The organism is candidate division WOR-3 bacterium (genome assembly GCA_039804165.1).
GTDB lineage: Bacteria > Hydrothermota > UBA3072 > UBA3072 > UBA3072 > JAFGHJ01.
The window spans coordinates 1-6,965 of the sequence record JBDRZZ010000041.1 but is presented as its reverse complement, the minus strand read 5'-3'; the positions used below and the strand labels follow the sequence as shown (position 1 = coordinate 6,965).

Genomic DNA, 6,965 nt, shown 5'->3' with positions numbered 1-6,965 from the left:
ATATAGAAGTCTTTGAAGGGAAAGAGCATTTCTTTCATAAAGTCAATAATTATCTATTTTTCTTTAATACGATGAGAAAGAACTCAAACAAGAATGATAAACACTTTAGAGACACTTATTGAGAGAAATAAATCTCCTGAACTTCTCCACTTGTTTGTGCCGGATCTTGATAAACTCCTGGAGAAGAAAATGGATGTGACTCTTAATCTGGAATTAGACCTTGTGAATGTTAAAATATCTCAAAGTGTCCACCACCTGCCTTGGATTTAACATAACAAAATTAGAAAGGGCTTGACAAAATAATGAATTGTATTAACTTTTTTCAAAAGGAGGAAATATGGGAAAATTAAAAGTAGTGTTGAGTTTGATTTTGGTTTTTTTATCTATCTCTCTTTTCGCAAAAGGAATAGGATTGCTTCCTTTTAAGCTCGTAGGAGTAGAAACTGATGTAGGAGAGGCAATTTATCAACTTATAAGAACAGAGTTTAGCTCTTATGGAGATAGGTTAGTCTTACCGGAAGAGATTGAGAGGAGTTTGGGAGAAAAAGTTGAATGTCAAGATAAAGGATGTGCAGCTCAAATTGGAAGACAACTTGGTTTAGAAGAAGTAGTTTTTGGTTCTATTACTAAATTAGGTGAAAAACATATCATTTCAGCAGTAGCTATTAAATCCCAAACAGGTGAGATATTTTTTTCAGATAAAGCGACAGCAACGACCCCAGAAGATTTAGACGTTTGTGTATCTCGCCTTGTGAAAGGTATTAAAGAAGGTAAAAAGGTGGGAGAGACTGTCGAAATAGAAAAAATAACTGAAGAGGAAGTTTGGAAAGCCGAAAAGAGAAAGAAAAGTTTTTATGCTGGTGGAATAGTTTTAAACGTGTCAAAACTTTTTGCAGGGTATGGAGATGTTCAAGGGAAAACTCTTTATGGTTATGGATTTGTAGGCTGGTATGAGACTCCAAATTTAGTTGGAGAGTTGAATGCTAGAGTTTTAGTATTACCTCTGGAGGAGGAGGATACTTTATATTTAGGGAACAGGAACATGACCGAAAGTAAAATTGGTGTTTCTATTCTTTATTTCTTTAGTAGGAAAGATTTTTCTCCTTATTTAGGAGGGGGTTTAGCTTTAACCGCCATTCAAAGGGGCTATTACGAATCTGGAATAGGAATGGCTCTTGAGGTTGCAGGAGGCTTAGCCCTTTTTAGAACCTATGATTTTAGGTTTCTCCTTGAGGGTCGCATCTCCACAAACTTTCAAGAATTATTTGGGGATAAAGGACCTCATGTGAATGGAATATTAAGCCTTGGCATCCTTTATACGCCAAAAGAACGCGAGGGATGCTGTGGTTTCAGGCTTTAAGTTGAGCTTGAGCATTTAATTCTTGAGTGTAGGATAAGAAGATAAAATATAATAAAATCTTAAATTCGTAAAAGAAGAGATTTTTCCTTTGTGGTCATAGAAGGATTTGGTGTCCATTGACAATCCCAAAAAGTAGGGTATATTCAAAATGGTGTAAAAATTGAAATCGTTAGAAATTTTCACAGAAAAAAATAAGAAAAGTCAAAAACTTAAGGAAGTTTTAAGAAAATATAAATCTGTTCTTGTGGCTTTTTCTGGGGGGGCTGATAGTGGTTTTCTTTTGAAGGCGGCTATGGATTTTTTAGGCAAAGAAAAAGTTTTAGCCGTAACCGTGAAATCTGAATTGATCCCTGGGAGGAAAATCTTAGAAGCAAAAGGAATGGCAGAGAGAATCGGGTGTAAATGGGAAGTGCTTGATTTTTCGCTTCTTTCTGAAGATAATTTGAAAAGGAATCCAATTAATAGATGTTATCTCTGTAAGAAAATAATATTTAAAAATTTAAAAAAAATAGCGAAAAAAAGGGGATTAAAAGAGGTTATAGAAGGCACAAATGTAGAGGATATAAAGGGTTATCGACCTGGGTTAAAAGCCATAAAAGAGCTTAACGTTAAAAGTCCGTTACTGGAAGTTGGATTTACAAAGGAAGAAATAAGGTTATTGAGCAGGAAATTGGGATTATCATCTTGGAATAGACCCTCTTTTAGTTGTCTTGCAACTCGTTTCCCTTATGGAGAAAGACTCACAAAAAAGAAATTAAAAAAAGTTGAAGAAGCAGAAAACTTATTAATAGCGAAAGGCTTCAATCAGGTTCGTGTTCGAGATTACGGGAAAATAGCAAGAATAGAAGTTTTAGAAAAAGATTTTGATAAGATTTTTTCTCAAAGAGAAAGTATAATCTCAAGTTTTAAGAGGATTGGCTATCAGTATGTAACTCTTGATCTTGAAGGTTATAGAAGCGGGAGTATGGATATTGAGTTTAAGTAAAAGCGAAATAAAGAAACTGCTTGAGGAAGTTAGAAAAGGGAAGAAAAGTGTAGAAGAGGCCTTAGAAGTTTTAGAAAGTCTTCCTTTCTTGGAACTTGGTTTTGCGAAAATTGATACACATAGAGAACTTAGAATGGGGGCTCCTGAAGCTATTTATTGTTTAAACAAAACTGAGGAACAAATAATAGAGATAATTGGGAAGTTAAAAAATCATACTAATGTCCTTGCCACAAAAGTTCCTAAGGAAACATTAAAGAAAATAAAAGAGATTTATCCTGAAGCGAAAATATATTCTGAAGCCTCTATTGCTTTCATTGGAGAATATCCAAAAAAGACAATTGGTGAAGTTTTGATTGTCACTGCTGGGACTTCAGATATTCCGGTGGCAAAAGAAAGTGAAATAACAGTAAGGTCAATGGGGGTAGGAGTGGAAACAATATTTGATGTTGGGATTGCTGGAATTCATCGGATTTTATGGATAAAAGAAAAATTAAAAAAAGCTGATGTTGTAATCGCAATTGCTGGAATGGAAGGCGCTCTTCCTTCTGTAATTGCAGGACTTACTAATACTCCAATAATTGCTGTTCCAACTTCTTGTGGTTATGGGGCAAGTTTTAAAGGGCTTGCTCCTCTTCTTACAATGCTCAATTCTTGTGCTCCAGGTGTTAGTGTTGTTAATATAGATGGTGGGTATAACGCAGGATTTTTTGCTGCGGCTATTATAAAGAAAATGAAAGAGAAAAAATAAAAATGGAAGAGAAGATTTTGTATATAGATTGTTTTTCGGGCATAAGTGGAGATATGTTTATAGGAGCTCTTCTTGACTTGGGACTGGATAGGAAGAGATTTGAAGGAATGTTAAAGAAAATCTTACCTCGGGGCACAAATATAGAAATATGGGAAGAAAGAAGGGGAAATTTTGTGGGGAAAAGGTTTGAAGTAAAAGAGCAAAAGGAAGAGAAAGAAAGAAAACTTAAGGATATAAAAAAGATTTTGAGGGAATCCAATCTTGATAGAGATATTTTAATAAAAGCCGAAAAAATGTTTGAAGAGCTTGCAGAAGTTGAAGCAAAAATCCATGGGGTTTCAAAAGAGCAAATTCATTTCCATGAACTTGGAGCAATTGATTCAATTGCTGATATAGTAGGCTCAATAATTGGTTTAAAACTCTTAGGAGTAAAGAAAGTTTATTTTTCTAAAATAAATGTTGGAATGGGTTCTGTGGTAATAAAGCATGGAAGAGTACCTCTTCCAGTTCCAGCTACCTTAGAATTACTTAGGCGTGCTAAGGCACCAATTTATTCAACTGGAATTAATAGCGAGCTCGTAACACCTACAGGGGCTTTAATAATAAGGCACTTTGTAGATTCTTATGGTATGCCTTTAATGAGAGTTAATAATATTGGAATTGGTTTTGGATCAAGAATTCTTGAGGGGAATTCTAATTTTTTAAGAGCAATATTAGGTGTTCTTGAAGAAAAAGGTTTAGAAGAGGTATTAATTGAGACAAATATTGATGATATGAATCCTGAATTCTTTCCCCTTGTTGAGGAAAAGCTTTTTAAAGAAGGAGCTCTTGAGGTTTACAGAACCCCAATTCAAATGAAAAAGGGTAGACCAGGCTTTATGTTGTCTATTTTATGCAGAAAAGAAGATATTCATTTTTTAACAGAAATTCTTTTTAGAGAGACAACCACAATTGGGGTTAGAATAAAAGATATAGAAAGGATAAAGTTAAATAGGGAAGTGAGAAAGATAAAAACTCCTTTAGGAAAAGCAGAAGTGAAGCTCTCTTATTTAAGAGGAAAACTCATAAATGTTTCTCCTGAATACGAATCTTGTAAAAAAATTGCAGAAAAAAGGAAGATTCCTTTAAAAGAAGTTTACGAAATGGTGAAAACTATAGCAAAGAGTTCCCTAAAAAATAACGATTAATTTTTTTCTCTTAACATTGGAACAAATCTCACTGGAATTATACTCTTAGTAGATACTCCTTTTGAATCTTTTGTTATAAGAACTAACTCTTGATAATAAGAACCAAGAGGAATTACCATTCTTCCACCAATAGAGAGTTGATCTAAAAGCGGTGGTGGTATTTCTTCTGGAGCACATGTTACAATGATTCTGTCAAAAGGAGCATGCTCTTTCCAGCCTTTATAACCATCTCCTATTTTTACAAACACATTTTTGTATCCTAAGCTATCTAACCTTTTTTTGGCAGATTGAGCAAGTTCAGGGATTATCTCAATCGTAAAAACTGAATCTGTAAGAAGGGAAAGAATTGCAGCTTGATAACCAGAACCTGTCCCTACTTCAAGAACTTTGTGCTTCTTTTCTACTTTCAGAAGTTCTGTCATCAGTGCTACAATGTATGGTTGTGAAATTGTTTGATCATATCCTATAGGTAAAGGATAATCTTCGTAAGCCAAAGACCGCAAATTCTTAGGGACAAAAAGATGTCTCTTTACAGTAAGCATAGCATTTATCACTAGGGTATCCTTTACTCCTCTTCTTATTATTTGTTCCTCTATCATCTTCTTACGAGCACTATAATAATCATCCTTTATTTCTTTCGTGGCGCTAAAAAATAGAAGATAGAAAAGAATTATCATATAATTAGCTATATTCTGAGAGTTTTTTTATTCTCCTTAACATATTTGGATGAGTGCTTAAAGCCTCAAGTAATTTATCAGAGAAACTAAGCTTCACCTTTTTTGAATAGATGTATCTAAGTTCATCAGGATCGATCGTTCCACTTTTGTCTAAATCTATTTGGGCAAGTTCTCTTATTTCATCTATTGCTCTTGAAGGGTCATTAAGAAAGAAGGCTTTCAATCCTTCAGCATCTTTTATTGTTTCTCTATCAGCTTTTGCGGAGCTATAAACGAGTTTGTAAAGAGCCGAAGCGAGGGCTGAGGGTCTATTTCCTAAGTCTACAGAACCTTTATCAGCGAAGTATTCTCTTATTCTTGAGGCATAAAGAACGAGTAAATTTGTAATGAAGTAAAAAATTAAGGCTAAAAGCCCAATGATGGCTGTATAACTACCTTTATCTTTTCTTCTTTCCATACCACCAAAGAAGAGGAGATGCCATGCAATTCTATACATTAAGAGGGGAATTACAGAGAGCAGCGTAATGACCAAGACATCTCTATTTACAATGTGCGAGATCTCATGCCCAAGAACTGCCTTAAGTTCATTTTTATCAAGAACTTTTAAAATACCTTCGGTAACACATACCCTCCCGTCGCTTCTTGTCCTTCCAAAGGCAAAGGCATTGGGAATAGAAATAGGTGAAATTCCAATCTTTGGCTTTGGTATTTTAGCTTCTTTAGCAAGTTCTTCGATAATTTGGTGGAGTTCTGGGTGGTCGTCCTTCTCTATATATCTAACACCCATAGACAATTCCACAATTTTAGGCCCTACTATGTATTGAATTAACATAAAAAGTAAAGCAAGGAAAAGATAGAAATAAAAGTTTGTTATTCCCATAATTGTTCCAATCATAGTTGCAACAGCATAAACGATGCCAAACAAGACAATAATTAATATAAACATTCTCATCTTTAGTCTAAACATTCTTCTTCCTCCTTATTTTTATTAAAAAATAATCTTTACCAGATAGAAATCAAGAGCTTTTTATGAAAATTTTTTAAAAGAGGGCTGTTGTTTTTATACAATATGTCAATGTTGTTTTTCGGAATAAATCTCACATTTTTTCATAAATAAATGTCCTATTTTCATTTGGATACCCTATTCTTCAAAATATCCTCTATTACTTTATCTCTCTTCACAAGAGAGTTCTCCTCGGATATCTCCGTCCGATAGATAACCTTACCTTCAATTAAAACCCATATTGTGCCAAGAGAGGAGAATCGGACTTCTACTTCATTTTATCTTAGCAGGCCGCATCTCATTTATAAGCCTATCTACCCTTCGCCTGGGGTGAATTTGCCGGTATTAAATTAAAACAATACCAAAATCCTTTAATATCTTATCTATATGATTCTCTTATTACCCAGAACTCACTCCATAATGTCCTCCATATCTCTTGTAGTTTTAAAATTGGAAGCCTTACCAATAGACAAGGGCAAAAAAGCCCTTTATTTTCAATAACGTTCCTTATTCCTTCCATATTGTTAAAAGCTGTATCTTTAGAAAAAACTTTGTAAACAATAATTCATTTGTGGCATTATCTCTTTATTAAAACATTCCTGAGTAAACCTCTTTGGAAGTGTTCCTTCCTATCTTGCTCTTTATGGTTGGGAGATAACAGGTGGAAATAATGATGGATACCCACAAAAAGGGGAGACATTTATCCTTAAACCCATTATAAAAAATCTCGGTGTAAATGATACCTTGAAAGGTGTATGGTGCCTCCTCTCTGCTAACGACTCTCTGGTTACTATTATTGATGACATCTGCAGTATTGGGGATTTGCCTCCTGGAAAGGTGTTACAGTCTCCAGATGGGTTTAAAATTAGTTTTTCATCCAGAATGCCTGGAGGTTATATTTCCCATTTTGGAATAACCATCCAAGATGCAAAAGGTAATGTTTTCACTGATGAACTAACCCTAAAAGAAGGAGACCTTCTTTCTGTTCTTTCCTTTGGTGATTAT

General features: G+C 34.4%; 8 protein-coding genes. 6 read left to right on the top strand and 2 right to left on the bottom strand.

Going from position 1 to position 6,965, the window contains the following annotated elements; translation table 11 throughout:
• Positions 1–93: 93 nt before the first annotated feature.
• From ABIN61_08955 to larC, 5 genes are all read left to right on the top strand, one after another.
• Entirely contained in the window at positions 94–270 is a 177-nt protein-coding gene (locus ABIN61_08955; protein MEO0294330.1) for a hypothetical protein, read from the top strand.
• 67 nt (positions 271–337) lie between these two features.
• The gene (locus tag ABIN61_08950; protein MEO0294329.1) at positions 338–1,360 is read left to right on the top strand and encodes a hypothetical protein; all 1,023 of its coding nucleotides are present in this window, start codon (positions 338–340) and stop codon (positions 1,358–1,360) included.
• A gap of 160 nt (positions 1,361–1,520) precedes the next feature.
• The gene (larE, locus tag ABIN61_08945) at positions 1,521–2,345 is read left to right on the top strand and encodes an ATP-dependent sacrificial sulfur transferase LarE (protein MEO0294328.1); all 825 of its coding nucleotides are present in this window, start codon (positions 1,521–1,523) and stop codon (positions 2,343–2,345) included.
• Positions 2,332–3,093, top strand: a complete 762-nt coding sequence (larB, locus tag ABIN61_08940) for a nickel pincer cofactor biosynthesis protein LarB (protein ID MEO0294327.1) — start codon at positions 2,332–2,334, stop codon at positions 3,091–3,093. The genes larE and larB overlap by 14 nt, the downstream gene beginning before the upstream one ends.
• A gap of 2 nt (positions 3,094–3,095) precedes the next feature.
• Positions 3,096–4,280: a nickel pincer cofactor biosynthesis protein LarC gene (gene larC / locus ABIN61_08935; protein MEO0294326.1), complete on the top strand. Its 1,185-nt coding sequence runs from the start codon at positions 3,096–3,098 to the stop codon at positions 4,278–4,280.
• Here larC and ABIN61_08930 read toward each other — a convergent pair.
• Positions 4,277–4,957: a protein-L-isoaspartate(D-aspartate) O-methyltransferase gene (locus ABIN61_08930; GenBank protein MEO0294325.1), complete on the bottom strand. Its 681-nt coding sequence runs from the start codon at positions 4,955–4,957 to the stop codon at positions 4,277–4,279. The genes larC and ABIN61_08930 overlap by 4 nt on opposite strands.
• Positions 4,958–4,961: 4 nt before the next feature.
• A complete protein-coding gene (locus ABIN61_08925) occupies positions 4,962–5,924 on the bottom strand; it encodes a zinc metalloprotease HtpX (GenBank protein ID MEO0294324.1) in 963 nt (320 codons plus the stop codon).
• A gap of 780 nt (positions 5,925–6,704) precedes the next feature.
• Here ABIN61_08925 and ABIN61_08920 point away from each other — a divergent pair.
• The coding region (locus ABIN61_08920) for a hypothetical protein (protein ID MEO0294323.1) at positions 6,705–6,965 on the top strand (261 nt) is incomplete at its 3' end.